General features: G+C 65.6%; 20 protein-coding genes. All 20 read left to right on the forward strand.

The genetic code is table 11. From position 1 onward, the window contains the following. The first annotated feature begins 40 nt into the window (after window positions 1–40). The 20 genes from ACYVF5_RS15885 (at window position 41) to ACYVF5_RS15980 (ending at window position 20,919) form a co-directional block, all read left to right on the forward strand. On the forward strand, window positions 41–1,771 hold the full coding sequence (locus ACYVF5_RS15885; protein WP_460948170.1) for a PspC domain-containing protein: 1,731 nt from the start codon (window positions 41–43) through the stop codon (window positions 1,769–1,771). A gap of 2 nt (window positions 1,772–1,773) precedes the next feature. Continuing rightward, window positions 1,774–2,295: a hypothetical protein gene (locus ACYVF5_RS15890; protein WP_460948172.1), complete on the forward strand. Its 522-nt coding sequence runs from the start codon at window positions 1,774–1,776 to the stop codon at window positions 2,293–2,295. Window positions 2,296–2,648: 353 nt separating this feature from the next. After that, window positions 2,649–4,523, forward strand: a complete 1,875-nt coding sequence (gene dnaK, locus ACYVF5_RS15895) for a molecular chaperone DnaK (RefSeq protein WP_460948174.1) — start codon at window positions 2,649–2,651, stop codon at window positions 4,521–4,523. 3 nt (window positions 4,524–4,526) lie between these two features. After that, window positions 4,527–5,174: a nucleotide exchange factor GrpE gene (locus tag ACYVF5_RS15900; RefSeq protein ID WP_460948176.1), complete on the forward strand. Its 648-nt coding sequence runs from the start codon at window positions 4,527–4,529 to the stop codon at window positions 5,172–5,174. An 8-nt stretch (window positions 5,175–5,182) separates the two neighbouring features. Further along, window positions 5,183–6,184 carry a DnaJ C-terminal domain-containing protein gene (locus ACYVF5_RS15905; RefSeq protein ID WP_460948178.1) on the forward strand — a complete coding sequence of 334 codons (1,002 nt, stop codon included), beginning with the start codon at window positions 5,183–5,185 and terminating at the stop codon, window positions 6,182–6,184. A gap of 54 nt (window positions 6,185–6,238) precedes the next feature. Then, window positions 6,239–6,652: a heat shock protein transcriptional repressor HspR gene (locus ACYVF5_RS15910; RefSeq protein ID WP_460948180.1), complete on the forward strand. Its 414-nt coding sequence runs from the start codon at window positions 6,239–6,241 to the stop codon at window positions 6,650–6,652. A gap of 249 nt (window positions 6,653–6,901) precedes the next feature. Further along, entirely contained in the window at window positions 6,902–7,855 is a 954-nt protein-coding gene (locus ACYVF5_RS15915; RefSeq protein ID WP_460948182.1) for a hypothetical protein, read from the forward strand. Between the two features lie 16 nt (window positions 7,856–7,871). Beyond that, the gene (locus ACYVF5_RS15920; RefSeq protein ID WP_460948184.1) at window positions 7,872–8,993 is read left to right on the forward strand and encodes a class I SAM-dependent methyltransferase; all 1,122 of its coding nucleotides are present in this window, start codon (window positions 7,872–7,874) and stop codon (window positions 8,991–8,993) included. Window positions 8,994–9,200: 207 nt separating this feature from the next. Next, window positions 9,201–9,995, forward strand: coding sequence for a thymidylate synthase (locus ACYVF5_RS15925; RefSeq protein ID WP_460948186.1), 795 nt, complete (start codon window positions 9,201–9,203; stop codon window positions 9,993–9,995). Next, window positions 9,992–10,456, forward strand: a complete 465-nt coding sequence (locus ACYVF5_RS15930) for a dihydrofolate reductase (RefSeq protein ID WP_460948188.1) — start codon at window positions 9,992–9,994, stop codon at window positions 10,454–10,456. The genes ACYVF5_RS15925 and ACYVF5_RS15930 overlap by 4 nt, the downstream gene beginning before the upstream one ends. Window positions 10,457–10,977: 521 nt before the next feature. Beyond that, on the forward strand, window positions 10,978–11,868 hold the full coding sequence (locus ACYVF5_RS15935; RefSeq protein WP_460948190.1) for a glycine betaine ABC transporter substrate-binding protein: 891 nt from the start codon (window positions 10,978–10,980) through the stop codon (window positions 11,866–11,868). A gap of 74 nt (window positions 11,869–11,942) precedes the next feature. Then, complete coding sequence (gene clpS, locus ACYVF5_RS15940) at window positions 11,943–12,227, forward strand: ATP-dependent Clp protease adapter ClpS (protein ID WP_460948192.1); 285 nt, start codon at window positions 11,943–11,945, stop codon at window positions 12,225–12,227. Next, window positions 12,224–12,781 carry a DUF2017 family protein gene (locus ACYVF5_RS15945; RefSeq protein WP_460948194.1) on the forward strand — a complete coding sequence of 186 codons (558 nt, stop codon included), beginning with the start codon at window positions 12,224–12,226 and terminating at the stop codon, window positions 12,779–12,781. Before clpS ends, ACYVF5_RS15945 begins: the two co-directional genes overlap by 4 nt. A 124-nt stretch (window positions 12,782–12,905) precedes the next feature. Further along, window positions 12,906–14,111, forward strand: coding sequence for a glycosyltransferase (locus ACYVF5_RS15950; RefSeq protein ID WP_460948196.1), 1,206 nt, complete (start codon window positions 12,906–12,908; stop codon window positions 14,109–14,111). A 112-nt stretch (window positions 14,112–14,223) separates the two neighbouring features. Beyond that, on the forward strand, window positions 14,224–15,609 hold the full coding sequence (locus ACYVF5_RS15955; RefSeq protein ID WP_460948198.1) for an LLM class flavin-dependent oxidoreductase: 1,386 nt from the start codon (window positions 14,224–14,226) through the stop codon (window positions 15,607–15,609). A 140-nt stretch (window positions 15,610–15,749) separates the two neighbouring features. Then, a complete protein-coding gene (locus ACYVF5_RS15960) occupies window positions 15,750–16,106 on the forward strand; it encodes a hypothetical protein (protein WP_460948200.1) in 357 nt (118 codons plus the stop codon). A gap of 414 nt (window positions 16,107–16,520) precedes the next feature. Then, a complete protein-coding gene (locus ACYVF5_RS15965) occupies window positions 16,521–18,665 on the forward strand; it encodes an ATP-dependent Clp protease ATP-binding subunit (RefSeq protein WP_460948410.1) in 2,145 nt (714 codons plus the stop codon). 216 nt (window positions 18,666–18,881) lie between these two features. Continuing rightward, a complete protein-coding gene (locus ACYVF5_RS15970; protein ID WP_460948202.1) occupies window positions 18,882–19,406 on the forward strand; it encodes a PadR family transcriptional regulator in 525 nt (174 codons plus the stop codon). After that, window positions 19,403–20,176 (forward strand): alpha/beta fold hydrolase, encoded by a 774-nt coding sequence (locus tag ACYVF5_RS15975; protein WP_460948204.1) that lies wholly within the window; start codon window positions 19,403–19,405, stop codon window positions 20,174–20,176. Before ACYVF5_RS15970 ends, ACYVF5_RS15975 begins: the two co-directional genes overlap by 4 nt. A gap of 98 nt (window positions 20,177–20,274) precedes the next feature. Further along, window positions 20,275–20,919 (forward strand): SDR family NAD(P)-dependent oxidoreductase, encoded by a 645-nt coding sequence (locus ACYVF5_RS15980; RefSeq protein WP_460948206.1) that lies wholly within the window; start codon window positions 20,275–20,277, stop codon window positions 20,917–20,919. The last annotated feature ends 19 nt before the right edge of the window (window positions 20,920–20,938 follow it).

Below are 20,938 nucleotides of genomic sequence, written 5' to 3' on the forward strand. Positions count from 1 at the left end.
CCCGATAGTGCGAGGGTGGTGCCGCCGCCAGACTCGAAGCATGAACGAGGCAACCAGAGACAACTCCGGCCAGAACGCCGACGACCGCCGGGGAGCGGACCGGGACGCCGGGCAGGCGCCGAACGGGGCGAACGGTCAGGCGCCGAACGGTCAGGCGCCCGGCGGTCACGGCACCGCTCACGACGAGCGGCCGACGAACTTCTTCGACTGGATCCGCAACTCCGGTCTGCGACGAGCGGATGACCGCTGGCTCGCCGGAGTGTGCGCCGGCATCGCCCAGCGTACGGGACTCGACCCCATGATCATCCGCGGCATCGCGATAGTCGTCGCGCTGCTCGGCGGACCGGTTTTTCTCGCCTATGCAGCAGGTTGGGCGCTGATGCCGGACGCCAGAGGGAATATCCACGTGGAACGGCTCTTCAGAGGCGTCTTCGACCCCGCGATCATCGTCATCGCTGCGTTCGTCGCCCTGACCTTCCTTCCGTTTATGCGCGGCATCTGGTGGCAGGGACCTCCGGTCTGGTGGAACATGCCCGACTGGCTCGAAGCCACGATGCGCACCGGGTGGGTCCTCGCGTTGGTCGCCGGCGTCATCTGGCTCATCGTCTATATCGCGCGCCGCGCGCCGCAGTCGCGGAACGGTGGTGCGCCTCACGGTGGCGGCCGTTCGCACTCGGAGTTCTGGACGAGCCCGCAGGCAACACCGCCGCGGCCTCCGCAGGGAGCCGCAACCGGTGTGACCTGGACTGCGGGCACGACCGGAGCAGCCTTTTCGCAGGATGCCGGCGCGCGGCATCCTGCACCTGATACCGCAGGAAACACGGTGCCCGAAGATGCTCCGGGCAGACCCGGTGCACAGGCAGACCCTGACCAGACCGCGGGAGCGGGACAGGTTCCGTTCGGCAGCGGCGGCAGTGGCCGCCCTGAGGCCGGCGGAGACGAGTACGGACAGAGTCGACACGGATTCGATCCGTACGGGGGCACACGTCCAGGGGACTGGGGCGAATGGGCCGGCACCTGGGGCGAGCGAACCGGAGCCTGGGGGGAACGCATAGGCGCACAGGGGGAACGCATGAGCGCAGACATCGACCGCGCGGCCAGAGAGCATGCCGAACGCAGAAAGCTGCGGCAGCCCGGTGCGGCGTTCGTGGCGATCGCACTCGGCCTCGCCGTTGTCGCCGGTGCTGTGGCCGCGTCGCTGGCCACACGCTCCGGTGACTGGAACGACCATACGACGCTCGTCGGCCTGGGGGCCGCACTCGGAGTGATAGCGATCGCGACGATCGTGGCCGGCATCAGAGGCAGAGAGAGCGGATGGCTCGGCTTCTTCGCCGTGATCGCGGTGATCGGCATGCTATTCACAGGGGTGTTCCCGCGGTCGACTCAGGTGATGCCGTTCGGCAAGGCCAACTGGAGCACGAGCGAAATCGCTCCCTCAGACGAGAGGGGCTATGCGATGTTCGCCGGTGACGCCACGCTCGACCTCGCCGATCTCGATGAGGCTCGTGCGGCAGAGACCGGAGGGGTCGTCGACGTCTGGCTCGCCTTCGGCAACCTCGAGCTGATCGTGCCAGACGAGGCCAAGACACTCGTCGAGGTGAACGCCTTCATCGGCGGAATGGATCGTCCGGGCGAGGGTGATGAGAACCACCGCGGGGGCATGTTCTACGGAGACGACGCCGAGTACGGCGATCGAGGCGCCTCTGAGGTCACCACGGTCCGCGTCTGGACGTTCATCGGAAACGTCGACATCACAGAGACCAGGGAGTGATCATGACCGACAACACCCAGCCGCGCGACGAGCGGGCAGAAGAAACGGCGACCGAGGCCCAGGCCGCATCCGCCGGATCCGCATCCGTCGGATCCGCACCCGCCGGATCCGCATCCGCCTCCACTGGCGCCGCATCAACGGGTAACGCGCCCACGGCATCCGTGCGGACAGCGCCGGCACAGACCGGCGCGCCACAGGCTGGCGCGCCACAGACCGGCGCGCCACAGGCTGGCGCGCCACAGACCGGCGCGGGACACACCTCGACGCGGCCGACCGCACAGCAGCCCTTCACCGCTGCATACTCGCACGAGGGGCAGAGGCCGGGGGCGGCGTCTGGGCGTCATCCGGCGAGGTTCGGCACGATCCTCTGGGGGGTGCTGCTTCTCGTCTTCGCCGGTCTGATGATCGCGGGCCGGATGCTGCCGTTCGCGCTCGATCCCGTCACCTGGATCACCGGCGGGCTCATCGCCATCGGACTCGTGCTTGTGGTGGCCGGCATCGCCGCTGCCATGCGGCGCCGCTGAACGACGCGAGTCCAGAGGGCACAGCAGTCCAGAGGGCACAGCAGTCCAGAGGGCACAGCAGTCCAGAGGGCACAGGGCTGTTCGTCTCGACGACGAGCAGCCCTGCGGGTCGTCTGAACCGGCGTCACCTGCGTCCTCCGCACCGGCTGCGGCACACGGGGAGGGAGCGATCGCTGAAAGTTGAGTGGGTATCACTCAACTTTCTTGACAATTTCTGACCTGTGCGTAAACTTGAGTCGTAGCTGCTCAACTATCGAGGGTTACCTGAGACTTCGATTGCGGGCCGCGGCGGATCCATCGCCGCACCAGGCCGAATCACCCAGACCCACCGGTCTAAAAGGAGAGAAAAACACATGGCACGTGCAGTAGGAATCGACCTCGGAACCACCAACTCCGTGGTGAGCGTTCTCGAGGGTGGTGAGCCGAAGGTCATCGCCAACGCCGAGGGCTTCCGCACCACCCCGTCGGTGGTCGCCTTCACCAAAGACGGCGAGGTGCTTGTCGGCGAGACCGCGAAGCGCCAGGCCGTCACCAACGTCGACCGCACGATCGCGTCGGTCAAGCGCCACATGGGCACCGACTGGACCTTCGCCGTCGACGACAAGAAATACACGCCGCAAGAGATCTCGGCGCGCATTCTCGGCAAGCTCAAGCGTGACGCCGAGCAGTACCTCGGTGACACGGTGACGGATGCCGTCATCACGGTTCCCGCATACTTCAACGACGCCGAGCGCCAGGCCACGAAAGAAGCCGGTGAGATCGCCGGGCTGAACGTGCTCCGCATCATCAACGAGCCGACGGCCGCCGCTCTCGCCTACGGCCTCGACAAGGGCAAAGAAGACGAGCTCATCCTCGTCTTCGACCTCGGTGGCGGAACCTTCGACGTCTCGCTTCTCGAGGTGGGCAAAGACGACGACTTCTCGACGATCCAGGTGCGTGCGACGAGCGGTGACAACCGTCTCGGCGGTGACGACTGGGACAACCGCGTCGTCGACCACCTCATCAAGCGCTTCAAGGACTCGACGGGCGTCGACGTCTCGAACGACAAGATCGCGAAGCAGCGGCTGAAAGAAGCCGCTGAGCAGGCGAAGAAGGAGCTCTCGAGCTCGACCTCGACGAGCATCCAGCTGCCATACCTCTCGCTTACCGAGAACGGCCCGGCCAACCTCGACGAGACCCTGACCCGCGCACAGTTCGAGAACATGACGAGCGACCTGCTCGACCGCACGAAGAAGCCGTTCGAAGACGTCATCCGCGAGGCGGGCATCAAGCTCGCCGACATCGCGCACGTTGTGCTCGTCGGTGGGTCGACGCGTATGCCCGCCGTGAGCGAGCTCGTGAAGAAAGAGACCGGCAAGGAGCCCAACAAGGGCGTGAACCCGGATGAGGTCGTCGCCGTCGGCGCTGCCCTGCAGGCCGGTGTGCTGAAGGGCGAGCGCAAAGACGTTCTGCTGATCGACGTCACGCCGCTGTCTCTCGGCATCGAGACCAAGGGCGGCATCATGACGAAGCTCATCGAGCGCAACACAGCCATCCCGACCAAGCGCAGCGAGACCTTCACCACCGCAGACGACAACCAGCCCTCCGTCGCGATCCAGGTGTTCCAGGGCGAGCGCGAGTTCACCCGCGACAACAAGAACCTCGGAACCTTCGAGCTCACGGGCATCGCTCCCGCACCACGCGGTGTTCCGCAGGTCGAGGTCACGTTCGACATCGACGCGAACGGCATCGTGCAGGTGTCAGCGAAAGACAAGGGCACCGGAAAAGAGCAGAAGATCACCATCTCGGGCGGATCGTCGCTCTCGAAGGAAGACATCGAGCGTATGGTGCGCGACGCAGAAGAGAACGCCGAAGAGGACAAGAAGCGGCGTGAGCGTGCTGAGACGCGGAACAACGCCGAACAGCTCGCCTACTCGATCGACAAGCTCATCAAAGACAACGAGGACAAGCTGCCCGAAGACGTCAAGAACGAGGTGCAGGGCGACGTCGACGCACTCAAGAGCGCTCTCGCCGGTGACGACGACGACGCTGTGAAGACGGCCTTCGACAAGCTCAACGAGAGCCAGGTGAAGCTCGGCGAGGCGATCTACGCGAACGCGCAGTCCGAGTCGGCGGAGCCCGAAGCCGGCGCTGAGCAGCCCACCGCCGAGAACGCCTCTGACGAAGACGTGGTCGACGCAGAGGTCGTTGACGACGAGGAGTCGAAAGACTCAGAGCAGGGACGATAGGCAATGACGGACCAGAACCCCACACCCGAAGAGAACGGTGACGAGGTTCAGCCGCAGGGCGAGGGGTCGGAAGCACAGGCTTCCGGCCCCGAGCCGCAGGTGACCCCGGAATCAGAGGCTGTCGCGCCCGATCCGCTCGACGATGCGGGTGAGGCCGACGACCTGACGGTGCAAGACATTCTCGACGCCGCTGGCGACGACCAGGATGAGGCATCCGTTGAGGGCCTCGCCGCGGAACTCGCCAGGGTGAAGGACGAACTCGCCCGCGAGCAGGCATCGTTCTTCAACTTTCGGCGGGCTCGTGAAGCGCAGGCGGGCGTCGAACGCGATCGCACACGCGGAGACGTCGTGAAGGTGCTGCTCCCGGTGCTCGACGATCTCGACCGGGCCGAGAAGCACGGCGACCTCGAGGGAGACACCCCGTTCGCCACGATCGCCGGAAAGCTGCGAGCCACGGTGCAGAAGCTCGGACTCACCTCGTTCGGTGCCGCCGGCGACCCCTTCGACCCCAACCTGCACGAGGCGATCTTTCAGCAGCCGACCCCGGACGTCTCTGCCGAGACGGTGCTCGACGTTGTCGAGACCGGTTACAGAATCGGCGACACCCTGGTGCGAGCGGCAAAGGTTGTTGTCGCCGTTCCGGCGGAGTGAGGTGATCGATGGCAAGCCAGGACTGGTTTGACAAGGACTTCTACAAGGTCCTCGGCGTCTCGAAAGACGTGACGCCGGCCGAGCTCAAGAAGGTGTATCGCAAGCTCGCTCGCGCGTACCACCCGGATTCCAAGCCGGGCGATGCCAAGGCCGAAGCCAAGTTCAAAGAGATCTCCGAGGCCTACTCGGTTCTGAACGACCCCGAGCAGCGCAAAGAGTACGACGCGGTCAGGGCCATGGGCTCCGGCGCCAGGTTCACGGCGCCGGGTTCGGGCGGCGGCGCGGGCGGCTTCGACGACGTCTTCGGCGGGATGTTCGGGGGCGGCTCCCGCGGGCAGAGCTACAGCTACCAGCAGGGCGGCGCAGGCTTCGAAGACATCCTCGGGGGGATGTTCGGCGGACAGGGACAGGGTGGCTTCGGCCAGCCGTCCGGCGGCTACCGGGGATTCGGCGGGCCGACGCCCGGGCGCGACGTCACGGCATCCACCACCATCGACTTCGTCACGGCGACCAAGGGAGACACCGTCACCCTGCAGACCGCTGAAGGTAGCACGATCAAAGTCAAGATACCGGCCGGCGTCTCGGACGGCCAGAAGATCAAACTGCGTGGCAAGGGGCATCCGTCACCTGACGGCGGTCCGGCCGGCGACCTCGTATTGACCGTTTCTGTCAGAAAGCACCCCGTGTTCGAACGTGATGGACTGAACCTGCGCGTGACCGTGCCGGTGACCTTTGTCGAGGCGGCGTTGGGCGCCACCATCGAAGTGCCCACTCTCGGCGGCGAACCCGTGAAGCTCAAGGTGGCCCCGGGCACGCCGTCTGGCCGGGTGCTGCGGGTCAAGGGCAGAGGGGTCGTGACCCCGAAGGGAACGGGCGACCTGCTTGCGGTGGTGCAGGTCGCTGTGCCGTCGCACCTGAACGCCGAGGCGAAAGAAGCCCTGGAGCGGTACCGCGATCTCGAACCGCACGAGAATCCGAGGGAAGACCTGCTGGCGAAGGCGCGAGGGTAGCCGCTGCGTCTTCGTGCGCGAGCGCGGTGATGTGCCAGGCGGGGAGGAGGAAGAATGGACGAGTACTCACCGGTGTTCGCGATCGCCGTCGCGGCAGAGCTGGCGGGAATGCACCCGCAGACGCTCAGGCAGTACGACCGTCTTGGCCTCGTCTCTCCCCGTCGCACGGCGGGCAAGAGCCGCCGCTATTCCATGCGCGATGTTCAGCAGTTGCGCGAGGTCGCGAGGCTCAGCGGCGAGGGTGTGAGCCTCGAGGGGATCGCCCGCATCCTCAGTCTCGAGAACCAGGTGGCCGAGCTCGGCAAGCGCGTGCGGGAACTCGAGCACGCACTCGCCGAGCAGGTGCTCAAGACGCCGGGAACCCGTGTCTTCGCCGCCGGGGCTGAAGGTGACGTCGTCACCCTGAAGAACGGGACGCGCGCGCAGCGCCGCACAGAGATCATGGTGTGGCGGCCCCGCGGCTCCTGACCCGGTGTGTCGAGTTCGACAGCACGCGCAGAGCGCTCTCGGCAGAGACAATCCCGCGCTGGGGCCGATGGCGGCCATGAAGTGTGCCGCACGTCGCTGTGGGCCATCAGCGACGACGAGGGTCGACGACGAGGTCTCCACACAAGAACCCCACTGCCTTCGGGCGGCGGAGGTGCGACAGGCCCCGTGAAACGAGATGCAGAAGAACAGCTCGGGCGCATGCCGGGGCGTGCGGCTAAGCTCATCAGCATGAGCCAGCAGCCACCCCGGGACCCTTCGCAGGCACCGTCGTCAGACGCGTACGCTCCGCCAACGGGACAGGGAGCGCCACCGCAGCACTCGCTGCCGCAGCAACCACAGCCCGCCTACGGGCAGCAGCCGGTCTACGGGCAGCCGCAGTACCAGCAGCCGCAGTACCAGCAGCCCGCTTACGGGCAGCAGCGATACCCGGCATACCAGCAGCCGCCGGTCTACCAGGTTCCCCTGAGACAGCCGCGACCACCCCTCACCTCGAAAGCGAAACGCGGAGCGATGCTCGCGGGAGCCCTCGGCTTCACACTGATGACCATCGGTTTCACCATTGCCATGATCCCGCTCGCCATAGCAATGATCGTCGCCCTGTTCGCGTCGTTCTTCGGTTTTCTCACGGCGGCATCAACCGATCGTGAATGGGCAGACGTGATGGGGGAGTGGTTCGGGGTCGGCATTGAGGCGTCGTGGCTGGTCTTCGTCATTTTCGTCGTCATCGGGATCGTGATCTGGGTGCTCGGCTATCTCGTGAGCATCCTCATTCTCAAAGGGCACGGCATCGAGCGACGAGCTGCCATCACCTGGAGCGGACTCGGCATCGCCGTTGTGGTGTGGTGGCTTGTCTCAACGGTCATCACACCGTTCTCGGGGATCCTCGTACCCGTTATCAGTGTGGGGAACGGCGAGTTCAACCCGGACGGCGCGGTCGGCGTCGGTATTGTGCTCGCGGTGCTCGCGGTGGTTCTGGCCGCGGGGTTGGGACTTCTCTCGTGGTGGTGGATGGCTCACGCCATGCGGCCGCGCCCCGAGACCGATCAGCAACCGCCGTACCAGCAGCACCCGTACCAGCAGCACCCCTTCCAGCAACCGCCGTACGCACCGTCGCAGCCGTATTCACAGCACCAGCCGTATCAGGCGAGAACACCAGAGGGACACGGATATCGGCAGCCCTGATTTCTCTCTCGACGGGTTGCGCCGCTGGCCCGACGTCGAGGCGCCGAACCTGTTCGCCGTCGACGCGAGCGACCGGCTGATTCTCGACCACGCCGCGCCCGTTCTGGCGCAGCAGCCGGATGCCGCCGTCGCGGTGATCGGCGATCGGTACGGTGCGCTCACACTCGGCACGGCATCGATGGTCCCCGAGCGGGTGCCGCCGCACGGCATCCGTGTTCATCAGGATCCGCTGTCAGGAGAACGTGCGCTCGCCGCGAACGCCGAGCGTTTCGGGTTGAGCGGCAGGTACCGCAACCTGCAGCTCGGCTCCGATCTGGTGAGCGGCGCCGACCTGGTGCTGATGCAGCTCACTCGTGAGCTCGACGCGCTCGATGAGATCGTGACGACCGTCGCCGCCTTCGCGTCGGACGGGGTCGAGCTTGTGGCCGGTGGTCGCGTCAAACACATGACAAACGCGATGAACGAGGTGATCGGGCGTTCCTTCGAATCGGTGACCGCCACCCTGGCCAGGCAGAAGTCACGGCTGCTCATCGCGCACGGGCCGAGACGACGTGAGGCGCTCTCGCGGCTCGCCACCTGGCCCGCCAGGGAGCATCACCCCGACCTCGATCTGTGGGTCTGCGCACGCGGCGCCGTGTTCGCGGGAACGAGGGTGGACATCGGCACCCGCTTTCTGCTCGGGTTCATCGATGACATGCTGCCGACAGCCGTCGACGCCGTTGACCTCGGCTGTGGAACGGGGATTCTGGCGGCAGCGTTCGCGCGAGCGCGGCCCGGCGTCCACGTGACGGCCAGCGACCAGTCGGCGGCCGCCGTCGCATCCGCCCTCGCGACAGCAGAGGCGAACGGAGTCACGGGCATGGTTCACGTGGTGCGTGATGACGGCCTCGAGTCACAGGCGACGGGGTCGGCCGACCTCGTGATGCTGAACCCGCCGTTCCACGTGGGGGCGGCTGTGCACACGGGGGTGGCGCCGCGCCTGTTCGAGCACGCCGCGAGGGTACTGCGCCCGGGCGGCGAGCTCTGGACGGTCTGGAACTCACACCTGGCATACCGAGACGCGCTCGAGCGGATCGTCGGGCCGACGAAGCAGGCAGGCCGCAACACCAAGTTCACGGTCACCGTGTCGACGCGCTAGGGTCTGTCGCGACGGGCGAGCCGGCCTGCTGTGCGTGCGCCTGTCGTATGGGCGCCGGTCCATGCGCTGGCACCGGTGTCCGTATGCCCGCACTCAGGGCGAACGCCCGCGCGACAGAGGGTTCCGCCTGTCCGATTCGGGGCAGAGGGCCGCGACATCCGGTGCATCACGACCCTGTATGTCGGCGACTGCGACTACCCTGAAGTCATGCGGCAATATCTTGATCTGCTCAGCGATGTGCTCGAGAACGGCACCGAGAAGTCCGACAGAACGGGCACGGGAACCCTCAGCGTCTTCGGACGTCAGATGCGGTTCGACCTCGCAGACGGATTCCCCGCGCTCACCACCAAGAAGCTGCATCTCACGAGCATCATCGGTGAGTTGATCTGGTTCCTGCGCGGCGACACCAACGTGCGCTGGCTGCAGGAGCGCGGCATCACGATCTGGGACGAGTGGGCAGACGAGAACGGCGACCTCGGCCCGGTCTATGGGCATCAGTGGCGATCGTGGCCGGCGCCCGATGGCCACACCATCGACCAGATCGCGAAGGTCATCGACTCGATCAGGAACAACCCGGATTCGCGCAGGCATGTCGTGAGCGCGTGGAACGTCGCCGAGGTCGACGACATGGCACTGCCGCCGTGCCACACCATGTTCCAGTTCTATGTGGCGAACGGCACACTCTCGTGCCAGCTCTATCAGCGGTCGGCAGACATCTTTCTCGGTGTACCGTTCAACATCGCCTCATATGCGCTGCTCACGCAGATGGTCGCCCAGGTGACGGGCCTCAAGGCGGGCGAGTTCGTGCACACCCTCGGCGACGCGCACCTCTACCTCAACCACATCGAGCAGGCGAAGCTGCAGCTCACCCGTGAGCCCGGTGCGCTGCCCGTGATGCAGATCAACCCGGAGCGCACGAAGATCGATGAGTTCGAGCTCGACGACTTCACCCTTGTCAAGTACGTCGCGGCTCCATCGATCAAGGCGCCGATAGCCGTATGAGGGTCACGCTCGTCGCCGCCCTCGGCCGCAACCGGGTGATCGGCGCCGGCGGGGGAATGCCCTGGCACCTGCCCGACGACCTCGCCCACTTCAAGCGCACAACCATGGGCGGTGTGATGGTCATGGGCCGCAAGACCTTCGACTCGATCGGGCGCCCGCTTCCCGGCCGCAGGTCGATCGTGGTCACCCGCGATACCGGGTGGTCGTTCGAGGGTGTTGAAGTGGCGCACTCGCTGCCGGATGCCGTCGCCCTCGCCGGCGACGGGGCATCCGTTTTCGTTGTCGGCGGTGGCGAGATCTATGCCCAGGCATTGCCGATCGCCGACCGCCTTGAGTTGACAGAAGTGCATGCCGTGCCGGAGGGCGACACCTGGTTTCCGGAGTGGTCACGAGACGAGTGGGTCGAGACAGCCCGCGAACCACACGAGGGATTCGACTTCGTCACCTGGGAGCGGGTCTGAGGCCACGGGTCGTGTTGAACGCTGACGCCGCCGGGTCTGAGGGTGCACGCCGCCTGAGCGCCGCGATTGGCCGAGGGTCGGCCGCGTCGCTATTCTGAGAAGTGAGCCATTCAGCCGACGTCTCTCGTCGTAGCCCACTCACCGAAAGTCAGAACGATTCTTAACCACGCGAGCAGTGACATCCTGTCGGCGGGCGTGCACGTTGTGGATCGCTCAGGTCGTGGCTGGGCATCGTTCTGGAATGAGTTCACCGTGCACGCGGGGGCGGTCACTCAAACCCCGTAGCTCGGGTCGGCGTCACGGCGACTGCCGCCGGTTCGCCCCTGATATCGATGGTCGAGGCCGTCGACGGCAGCTTCGTGTGTGATTCGACGCGACCGCAACGGTGTGCCCGAGGCCCGGCCAGGCCGTTTCTCAGGTGCGGCGCCTCCGCAGTGCCGGCGTCACACACAGTGCGTCACACACCCGTGCGCCAAGAGCCTGCGCGTCATCACTCTGCGCGCCATGGAAAGGAAAACAGTATGTGGAAACGTATCGTCCAAGCAACGTTCATCGGGGCGTTCGTCGTCGCGTCGAGCGCAGCCTGTTCGGCAACGTCTGAACCCGAGACGCTGGACAACGGTGACAGGAAAGACGTGGAGATCGCGGTGTTCGCGGGGTGGCCGGAAGGGGTCGCGGTCTCGGAGCTGTGGCGTGTTGTGCTCGAGGAGCAGGGTTATGACGTGACTCTCACCACCGCGGACGCCGCCCCCGCGTATGCCGGGGTGGCCGACGGGGACTACGACCTTGTGCTCGACAGCTGGATGCCGACAACCCACGCGAGTTATTGGGAGGAATACGGGGAAGACCTCGTGAACCTCGGCGCGTGGTATCACAACGCTCGCAACACCATTGTCGTGAACGAGGACGCTCCGATCACGTCGCTCACCGAACTCGGCGATCAGGCCGATCTCTTCGGCAATCGGATCGTGGGAATGGAGCCGGGAGCCGGGCTGACGAAGATCACGGCAGAGCAGGTCATTCCCGCTTACGGTCTCGAGAACATGGACTTCATGACGTCATCGACAACGGCGCTTCTCACCGAGATCAAGGCCGCGACTGACGCCGGGGACAACGTTGTTGCAACTCTCGCCAGGCCATACTGGGCATATGACGCGTATCCGATCCGAGATCTCGACGATCCGGAAGGCGCCCTCGGTGAGCCGGAAGAGATCAGGTCGACGTCGCGCTCCGGCTTCGAAGACGACTACCCGACGATGACCCGGTGGTTCGAGAACTTCGACATGGGTGACGAGTACCTGCTTCCTCTGTGCAACCTGCTTTTCAACGAGAACGCAGAAGGCGACACGCAGCAGCTCACCCAAGACTGGGTCGACGAGAACCGTGACTGGGTCGACACGCTGACGTCTTGAGCGGGCTCGTCCCGCACAACGAATCCCCTTCGGACGGGTTCTCAATCGGGCGGTGAAGCTGCAAAGCTAAAGGTATGCCTGATCTCGATGAACGCACCGACCTGAGCGAGCAGCTCACTCTCGGTGCGGTCTGGAACACGGTCGTGTGGGACGACCCGGTGAATCTGATGACCTATGTGTCGTATGTCTTCCGCTCGTATTTCGGGTTCAGTCGCCAGAAGGCCGAAGAGCTGATGCTGCAGGTGCACAACAACGGGCGGGCGGTGGTGGCGAGCGGAACCCGCGAAGAGATGGAACGACACGTGGCGGCGATGCACGGATACGGCCTGCTCGCGACAGTGCAGCGGGCGGACGTATGAACATCATCCGCGACGAGGCCACGGCAGACGTGGTTGTGGTCTTCGAGCCGATCGAGGTGGGTATCTTCACCGAGACCGTCGGGCTCGTCGGGTCGCTGATCGACAGCGCGCAACACCTGGACAAGCATCCCGAGCTCATCGACGACGCAGCGCTCGCACGACTGTTGCCCGCCGGGTACGCAGACGACGCAGACGCGGCGCTGGAGTTCAGCCGGTTCACCCGCGACGAGCTGATCGAGCAGAAACTCGACGACTCGTTCCGGGTGATGAGCTCGTTCGAGCACTTCACGTCGATGACGCCGATCCCAGAGGACCTGCCGACCATCGTGCGGATCACACCGGACCGGATCCTGCCGTGGCTGCGCACGATCACCGACCTCCGGCTGACGCTCGACGCGCGCATGAACCAGGACCCGGCCACTCTCGCCGCACCGCTCGACGATGACGACATCGACCACTTCCGGAGTGTGAGCGACTGGCTGGGCATGATGCAAGAGACCATCATCGGGGTGATGGAGCGGGGTGATGACGAGGCGCTGGGGCGCAGGCGCTGACACGGTGGATACCGGCAGGCGCTGACACGATGCCGGCAGGCGCTGGGGCATATGCGCTGACACGTATACGCCGGTGTGCATATCGACACCGCTCCCGTCCGCCCGGCATTACGCTTGAGTCACCATGCACATCCTGATCACGACAGACCAGCACGCCGAATCGCTCGGCGGGGTGCAGGTGTCGATCAGGCTGCAGAAGAGGTTCCTCGAGCGTGCCGGGCACAGGGTGACGGTGGTCGCGACGAAGCTGTTCCGTGAGCATTCGGGTGATCCGGACTACGTCGACCTGCCGTCCATGCCGATCACCGTGGATCGCGAATACTCGATGAGCCTGGCGGGCAGGCGCGAGGACCGCCACCTGGACCGGGCGTTGCGAGGGCGCCCGCCTGTCGACGTCGTTCACGTGCAGGGCGATTTCTGGGGTGCCCTCGTCGGGTACCGCTTCGCCGCACGACATGGTGTGCCCGTTGTGCACACCATGCACAACAACCTCGAGTTCGGAATGGGGCAGGTTGTGCCCGTGCCTCGGCTCGCGGCGCGGGCGCTGCTTCTCTGGCAGCGGCTGATGCTCGGGCCCACGAGGTCGACGTTGCCGGCCGGAGCCTGGCGGTTCCTGCACGAATACACCCTGAGGGCGGATGCCGTCACCACCCCGAGCGGGCACTTCGCCCGGCTTCTCGAGAGCAAGGGCGTTGCCCCGAACATCGATGTGATCTGGAACGGCGTCGACGACGAGATCATCGACGACGTGCTCGCCGCCCCAGGCGGCGAGAGGGGTGAAGGCCTCCTTTCCCGGCCGCGGCCGGTGTTCGTCTGGACGGGGCGGATGAGCCACGAGAAACGCATCCTCGAGTTTCTCGAGGCCGTGTATACGTCGCGTGCCGACGCCGAGTTCCGCATCTACGGCGGGGGACTGCTTCTGAAGAAGGCGAGGGCCTTTGTCGCGACACACGGCCTGACAGGCAGGGTGAGGTTCATGGGCTCCGTTCCCTATCGGGACTCCCTCGCCGGCATCGCCGATGCCGACGCCCTTGTGCAGACATCCATCGGTTTCGAAACGCAGGGCATGACCGTGTTCGAGGCCGCCGCACTCGGCACGCCCTCCATCGTCAGCGACCCGAACATCGCCGGAGAGCTTCCGCGCGGCACGTACTGGCAGCCCGAAGACCACTCCGTGCAGGCGCTCGCGGATGCCATCGCCCTCGTCGCCGGCCAGGTCACCGCGGGTGTTGCGCTCAGACCGGCGCCCCAGACGAGTGTCGAGTTTCGGCAGTCGCACCAGACCACACGGATGATCGCGGTTTACGAGCGCGTGCTGGGGCGGGGCTGAGGCCGAAGGCCGCACCCAGCCGGTTCGGCGAAGGCCCACACCGACAACCGAATGTGACGCCGTGTTGCAGTCTCCCTTGTCACACGGCACCGAGCGGCGGACCATTGACCGCATGCCCAGACACATCCGCTTCAACGCCTTCGACATGAACTGCGTCGCCCACCAGTCGCCGGGCATGTGGCGGCATCCGAAAGACCAGTCGCACCGGTACCGCGAGCTCGGCTACTGGACCGAGCTCGCGAAGCTGCTCGAACGCGGCAAGTTCGACGCGCTGTTCATCGCGGATGTGCTCGGCACCTATGACGTCTATGGCGGCAGCAACGAGGCGGCGATCCGGCAGGGTGCGCAGGTTCCCGTGAACGACCCGCTCCTGCTCGCCTCTGCCATGGCCGCCGTCACCGAGAACCTCGGGTTCGGGATCACCGCGGGAACGGCGTACGAGCATCCGTACCCGTTCGCCCGCAGGCTGTCCACACTCGATCACCTGACCAACGGGCGCATCGGGTGGAACGTGGTGACCGGATACCTGCCGAGTGCGGCGCGCAACATGGGCCATGACGATCAGGTCGAGCACGACAAGCGCTACGACATCGCGGATGAATACCTCGAGGTGCTCTACAAGCTGTGGGAGGGCTCGTGGGAAGACGATGCGGTTGTGCGCGACCGAGAGACGGGTGTGTTCGCCGACCCCGCGAAGGTGCATGAGATCGGGCACTACGGGGAGCATTTCACTGTTCCCGGGATCCACCTCAGCGAACCGAGTGTGCAGCGCACTCCCGTGATCTTCCAGGCCGGAGCGTCTGGCCGCGGCATCAGGTTCGCCGCCGAGAACGCCGAGGCGATCTTCGTGGGCTCACCGACCAAGGGGGTGCTCACGGCCACGGTGAAGAAGATCCGCGATGCCCTCGAAGCGGCCGGGCGCGACAGGTACGCGGCGCGCATCTACCAGCTGGTCACGATCATCACGGATGAGACGTCCGAGAAGGCCGCAGCCAAGCACGAGGAGTACAAGCAGTACGCGAGCGTCGAGGGCGGCCTTGTTTTTATGTCGGGCTGGATGGGCGTCGACCTCTCGAAGTACGACCTCGACGATCCGATCGGCAACGTCGAGAGCAACGCCATCCAGTCTGCGGTCGCCAACTTTCAGTCGGATGCCCATGGTGGCCGCGAGTGGACGGTGCGCGACATCGCCGAGAAGGCGAGCATCGGCGGGTTGGGTGTGCGGTTCGTGGGATCCGGGGCAGAGATCGCCGACCAGCTGCAGGAGTGGGTCGACGAGACAGACGTCGACGGCTTCAACCTGGCGTATGCGATCACGCCTGGCACGTTCGAAGACATCGTGGAGTACGTGATTCCCGAGCTTCAGGCCAGGGACGCCTATGCGACCGACTACGCGCCAGGCACCCTGCGCAACAAGCTGCACGGCCGCGGCGATCGTGTGCCAGACGAGCATCGGGCCGCCCGATACCGCGTCGGCGCAGCTGTCGCGACCGCCTGATCGACGGGCCTGGGCCACCGTGATCGACGGGTTGGTCAACGGCCGGATGCCTGGCGAGGAGCCGCGGCATCCGTCTGTCGACGGGTGAGGGCCCGGGTCGTTGCCCTGGTGACCGTCGGGCGCCAGACGTACAGTGAGTCATGTCCAACAACGAGAACTCGTCTGCGCACGAGAACAGCGAGAATCCGACGCCACCGGCCGCTGGGAATCGCTCGGGCGACATGCATCGCACGGAGCAGCCGGACGAGAGCGGCGAGTCGGCTCAGCACGAGCGCGAGCACAACAGTCCCGTCGAGGGTGTGTGCCCGGTCTGCGGTCACGACATGTCTGAGCACGAGATCGACCACAGCACTCCAGACCCGCTCCTGAAATGCCCGGTGCGCGTGCCGCCGAAAGAAGAGCCGCACAGCCCCATCGATGAACTGGGCATGACGGGCAAACGCGGCGAGGAGAAGGCCGCGCGTCATCAGCAGAAGACGCACCCGAACGTTCCGTAGTATCGGTGGTCGAGCTTGTCGAGACCCCTATCGGTGGTCGGGACCCCTATCGGTGGTCGAGCTTGTCGAGACCCTTATCGGTGGTCGGGACCCCTATCGGTGGTCGAGCTTGTCGAGACCGACGACCGCTCCGTCGGGCCTTCCGACCGGCGGGTCCTCTGCAGCAGTGGCCCATGCCTCAGCGGCGCGGCTCTGCAGCGTTCGGAGGCACACCGGGCACCGGAGGCGTGTTCCTGAATCGTCTGTGGCTGTCTTCGTCACATCCACGAAACCACCGGGGCCGCCGCATGAACAGGCGTTTGCATCCTGCCGGTCGAAGGATGACGATGGGCCTTCTGCTCTGGCACTCCTGGTGGGGATTTGCTAAAGTTGAGTCAGGCAGACTCAACTTTTCAGAGAAAGGGCATGGATCCCATGCAGGCAGGGCAGAACCCCCAGCAGCAAGAGGAACAGAAGAGCGCCCTCGAGCAGTACGGCGTCAACCTCACAGACATCGCGGCTGCGGGCAAACTCGATCCGGTGATCGGCCGAGACGCCGAGATCCGCCGGGTGAGCCAGGTGCTCACCCGGCGCACGAAGAACAACCCGGTGCTGATCGGCGAGCCGGGTGTCGGAAAGACGGCCGTCGTCGAAGGGCTCGCGCAACGCATCATCGCGGGTGACGTCGCCGACTCGCTCAAGGGAAAGCAGCTTGTGGCGCTCGACTTAGCGGCACTCGTCGCCGGTGCGAAGTACCGCGGTGAATTCGAAGAACGTCTCAAGGCCGTGCTGCAAGAGATCAACGATGCAGAGGGCCAGATCATCACCTTCATCGACGAGCTGCACACCCTGATGGGTGCCGGCGCGGGCGAGGGTTCGGTGGCGGCCGCGAACATGCTCAAGCCGATGCTCGCTCGTGGTGAGCTGCGTATGATCGGCGCGACGACTCTCAACGAGTATCGCGAGTACATCGAGAAGGATGCCGCGATGGAGCGTCGGTTCCAGCAGGTGTTCGTCGGTGAGCCGAGCGTTGAAGACACCGTGGCCATCCTTCGCGGGCTGAAGGAGCGGTACGAAGCCCATCACAAGGTGACGATCGCCGACACCGCTCTGGTGGCCGCGGCATCCCTGTCGAACCGGTACATCACGGCCAGGCAGCTGCCGGACAAGGCGATCGACCTGATCGACGAGGCGGCATCCCGTCTGCGTATGGAGATCGACTCCGCTCCCGTCGAGATCGACGAGCTCCGTCGTGCCGTCGACCGGCTCAAGCTCGAAGAGCTCGCCCTCAAGAAGGAGAAGGACGACGCGTCGAAGGAACGCCTTGCGAAACTGCGCGACGACCTGCGTGAGCGTGAGACGACACTCGGTGAGCTGCAGCGGCGCTGGGAGCTCGAGCGTGCGAACCTCAACCGGGTCGGGTCGCTCAAGGAACGCCTGGACCAGGCGCGCATCGACGCCGAGCGTGCTCAGCGCGAGGGCAACCTCGAGAAGGCGTCCCGGCTGCTCTACGGAGACATCCCGGTGATCGAGCGTGAGCTGAAGGCCGCAGAAGAGACCGAGGCAGAGGGGCCGCTGATGGTCAACGACCAGGTGACGGCCGAGGACATCGCGGCCGTGATCGCCGCCTGGACGGGCATCCCCGTCGGCCGGCTGCTGCAGGGCGAGACCGAGAAGCTGCTGCACCTCGAGCAGGAGCTCGGCAAGCGGCTGATCGGGCAGAAGCAGGCCGTCAAAGCCGTCGCGGATGCCGTCAGGCGCACTCGTGCGGGAATCTCGGATCCCGATCGGCCGACCGGCTCCTTTATGTTCCTCGGCCCGACGGGTGTCGGAAAGACCGAGCTCGCCAAGGCCCTCGCCGAGTTTCTGTTCGACGACGAGAAGGCTCTTGTGCGCATCGACATGTCTGAATACGGCGAGAAGCACACGGTCTCGCGGCTCGTCGGCGCCCCTCCCGGATATATCGGGTACGAACAGGGTGGTCAGCTCACCGAAGCGGTGCGGCGGCGTCCGTACTCGGTGATCCTGCTCGACGAGATCGAGAAGGCCCATCCAGAGGTGTTCGACGTGCTGCTGCAGGTGCTCGATGACGGGCGTCTGACCGACGGTCAGGGGCGCACAGTTGATTTCCGCAACACGATCCTCATCCTGACGTCGAACCTCGGCTCGCAGTACCTGATCGACCCCGCCACCTCGTGGACGGAGAAGGAGCAGGCCGTTCAGCAGCTTGTGCGGCAGGCGTTCAAACCCGAGTTCGTGAACCGCCTCGACGACATCGTGGTGTTCTCCGCGCTGAGTGAGGCCGAGCTCGGCTCGATCGTCGAGCTGTACATCGACAGGCTTCAACGTCGGCTCGGCGAGCGTCGGCTCGAGCTCGCTGTCACGCCCGACGCCAGGTCCTGGCTGGCGGAGCGCGGCTATGATCCGATCTACGGTGCGCGCCCGCTTCGCAGGCTTATGCAGAACGAGATCGACGACAGGCTTGCGACGGCGCTGCTCGACGGCACCATCCGTGACGGCGACACCGTGCGCGTGGATCTCGACACGGCGATAGACGCGCTGACCGTGGAGTCGGTCTAAGGCGTCGATCTAAGGAGTCGATCTGGTGTTGTGCACATCGGTCACAACCGTCACGCGCTACACGTTTTGTGTCGCGCCACCCTATTTCACGTAGCGCGACACAAAACGTGTGGCGCGTGACGAAATGTATGCGTGAGCCGAGCCCGAGATCGCGAACCGCGCTCACCTTCGGCAGCTAGTTGACAAATCTACTAGTCGATGTGTCATCATGGGGAGATGATCCTCGCACGACTGATCCTGGGCCTGCTCAGCATCGCCCCGATGACCGGCTATGACATCAAGAAGCACCTCGATACCACGATCTCGCACTTCTGGGCAGCAGATAAGGCACAGGTGTATCGCACTCTCGCCGGTCTCGTCGACAGCGGCCATGCCACGGTTCAGGTGATGCCGCAAGAGAAAGCACCGGCCCGGCAGCTGCACCACATCACGCCGAGCGGGCGGGCTCTGCTGCGCGAATGGCTGACGTCGGAACCCGAACGCCTGCCGGAACGCGAGCCGTTCCTCGCGAGGCTCTTCTTCGCCTCCGAACTCGATCGCGGCGGCGTTGCAGAGCTGCTCGAGAACCGTCGGGCAGACGCAGAGAAGCTTCTCGCAGAGCTCGAGGGTATGCGAGCCGAGCAGCCCGAGCCGAAGGGCGACCGTGGGCTCTTTCTCAGATTGGCCACCCTCGAGAACGGGATCACCCACGCGCGGGCCGATCTCGACTGGGTCGAACGCACGATGAGGGAGCTGCCGTGAACGTCTACCCCGAGGTGCACCCCGCCGACCCGTCTCGGGGCACCATCGTTTTTCTGCACGGCGGCAACGTGGGCAACTGGATGTGGGAACCACAGGTATCCGCGCTGCCTGACTTTCGTGTGGTCACCCCCGACCTGCCGGGGTTCGGCTCGCGAACCGCCGAAGACTGGGCCGGCCTCGATGCCGTCGCCGACGATGTCGTCTCACGCGTCGAGGCGCTTGCCGGGCCGGAACCGTTCCATCTCGTCGGCCTCTCGCTCGGCGGCGTCGTCGCGCTCAGGGTGCTCGCCCGGCATCCGGGCAGCGTCAGCAGCGCCTTCGTCACGGGGGCACCGCTCACCGGTGTCCACCCGGCGAGCCGCATGCTGGCCGGCGCTCAGCTCGCGTTCTGGGACAAACGGTGGTTCTGGCAGGGGCAGGCAGCCGCGTTCCGGTTGCCTGAGGATTCACGGGAGTTCTATGTCGAACAGGGAATGGCCGTCCGCAAAGAGACGGCTCGTCGAATGATGACAGACGTCTATAACGGCGTCGTTCCAGACGGGCTCTCTGCATACAGCTCGCCTCTGCTGATGATCGCGGGTGAGAAGGAATCGTCGGTGGTGAGAAGGTCGTTCCCCGCGGTCGCAGCGCACCTGCCGGGCGCCCAATTCCGGCTCGCGCCGGGGATGCACCACATCTGGAGCATCGAAGACGTCGACCTGTTCAACCGCAGTGTGCGCACCTGGGTCGAGCACGGGCATCCGCTCGACGACCTGATGCCCGTTCCATGAGCATATGCACGGGGCACGGGCTTGATGAGAGAAGCCGAGTGCCCGGGTGGGGCGCTATCGTGGAGAAACGGCAGAGGCCGGAGCGACGGGAGTATCACATGACCCACCGGATCACGCTGGTCAGCGGGGCGACGAGTGCGTCGGGCCATGCGGTCTGCGCACGACTGGTTCAGCTCGGGCACCCGGTCGTCGCCGTCTCGCGCGACAGCGACAGGCTCGCCCGGTTGCAGGCCTCGGTTCCGGATGTCTCTGTGGAGCGGTGCGACATGGCCGACGCCGGCGAGGTGGGTGCGCTCGCCGAACGGCTCACAGCGGAGTCCGTCGTCGTCTCGTCACTCGTTCACCTCGTGGGCGGATGGAGGGGCGGTGGCGGAATCGCCGGACAGAGCGACGAGGACTGGGAGTTTCTCGTCACCTCACTCGATGCACTCCGCATCGCGTCGAGGCAGTTCATCGGCGAGATCGCCGGCGGAACGGGGCGCCTGATCTCGGTGTCGTCACCGATGGCATCCGCCCCTCGCGCGGGCAGCGCGAACTATGCGGCCGTGAAAGCCGCCACAGAGGCGTGGACGTTCGCGGTCGCAGACGAGTTGACGTCGACGGATGCCGCGGCATCCGTGATCGTGGCGAAGACACTCGGCGGGCACGAGCACCAGCTCGCCGATCGTGTCGCCGAGCTGTTCGCGGCAGAGGCAGCCGCGGTCAATGGCCGGCGGTTCGCGCTGGCCGACCCGATCTTCTGAGCTGTGTGTCGCCCGGGTC

The organism is Okibacterium endophyticum, assembly GCF_054780075.1.